Source organism: Nocardiopsis lucentensis DSM 44048 (genome assembly GCF_000341125.1).
GTDB lineage: Bacteria > Actinomycetota > Actinomycetes > Streptosporangiales > Streptosporangiaceae > Nocardiopsis > Nocardiopsis lucentensis.
On record NZ_ANBC01000359.1, the window covers coordinates 1 to 1635 of the forward strand.

Sequence of the window (1635 nt, forward strand, 5' to 3'; positions counted from 1 at the left end):
GAACACCTCCGAGATCTCCACGGTCAGGCCGAGTTCGGCGGACAGCTTCTGGACGAGGTCGACCGCCATGACCGAGTCCAGGCCCAGGTCGTAGAACCCGGTGTCGGTGCGCAGGGCGGTGGCGTCGGCGTGGCCGAGGACCGTGGCCAGGGCGCCCGCGGTGTAGCGCAGGGCCGCGTCGGCACGGGTGCGTTCGGGGGCGGCCAGGATGCGCCCGGCGGCCTCGGTCGCCACCGCCGAGGCCTGGTTCGCGCCCGCCGTGACCTCGGCCAGGAGGGGCCGGACGCGGCGCGCGGCCATGACGCCGGTGAACCGGTCCCAGTCCACGGGGCAGACCAGGACATGGGGGTCGCCGTCGGGGCCTCGGGCGGTCAGGGTGGCGCCGCCCTCGGCGGGGGCGATGTCGCCGAGCCCCATGGCGGCCAGGTCGGCGCGCGCCCGCGCGTCGGCCATGCCGTCCAGCCGCCAGAGCCCGAAGGCCAGGCTCGCGGCCGGTGCTCCGGTCGCGGCGCGGTGGGCGGCGAGGGTGTCGGTGCCGGCGTTGGCTGCGGCGTAGGCGGCGTGTCCTTCGCTCCCCCACAGGGCGGAGGCCGAGGAGGTCGTGACGTAGAAGTCCGGTGCGTGGTCGCGGCTGAGCAGGGACAGCCACCAGGCGCCGGAGTACTTGCCGCGCAGGGCGGCGGCGAAGTCCTCGGCGGTGATCGAGGCGATCGGACGCTGGGGCAGGGTCCCCGCGCAGTGCACGATCCCGCCCAGGGCGGGCATCGCGCGCAGGGCCCGGTCGGTGTGGTCGACGACCGACGGGAGGTCGCAGTCGGCGGCGACGTAGGCCGCCTCGACCCCGTCACGGCTGAGCCGGTCGAGGAGCCCGGTGGCGGCCTTCCCGAGTTCGGCGCCGGGGCGGCGGCCCAGGAGCAGCAGGTGGCGGGCCCCGCGCCGGACGAGGTCCTCGGCGACGGCGCGGCCGACTCCGCCCAGGCCGCCGGTGACCAGGTACGTGGCGTCGGGCCGCACGGGCAGCTCGGGGGTGTAGTCGTCGGCCGCGGGGACCAGACGGGGGACGAGGGCGGCGCCGTCGCGGACGGCGGCGGTGTCCTCGTCGTGGTCGGCCGTGAGCAGGTCGACCGCGGCGAGGGCGTCGGCGTGGGCGGTCTCGGCCGGGAGGTCGACGGTGCCGCCCCAGACCGCGCCCAGTTCGAGTCCGAGGCAGGGGGCGAGGCCGTTGAGCAGGCCGTGCGGACCGGCGATGACGGTCTCGGTGCCGGTCACCCGGCGGCTGGCCCGGGTCAGGGCGTACGCGCGGTCGCCGGGGACGCCCCGGGCTGCCAGGTCCCTGACCCGCTCGGTGACCTCGGCGCACAGCCGGGCGCCCTCGTGGGCGATGTCCCGTTCGGGATCGGGGGTCTCGGGCAGGGGCGGGGCGGTGTGGGCCAGGAGCAGGGTGACCGGCTCGGTCTCGGGCAGCGGGTCGCGGGTCCAGCCCTCGGGGAGCTCGCCCTCGACGGCCCCGTCCTGGACCCGTCCGGTCAGGCCGCGCTCGTGGGCGGCGGTGAGGATCACGCGCAGGGTGTGGGCGTCGTCGCCCGCGAGCACGAGGGAGCGCCCGGCGCGGTCGGGTCCGTCGGCGGGGCCCGG

Annotated in this window: 1 protein-coding gene; it reads right to left on the bottom strand. The window is 77.7% G+C overall.

Annotation, left to right across the window (positions count from 1 at the left end; genetic code table 11):
* Positions 1-1635 (bottom strand): beta-ketoacyl reductase (locus D471_RS34130; protein ID WP_040689413.1); only part of this gene is annotated, 1635 nt, incomplete at both ends.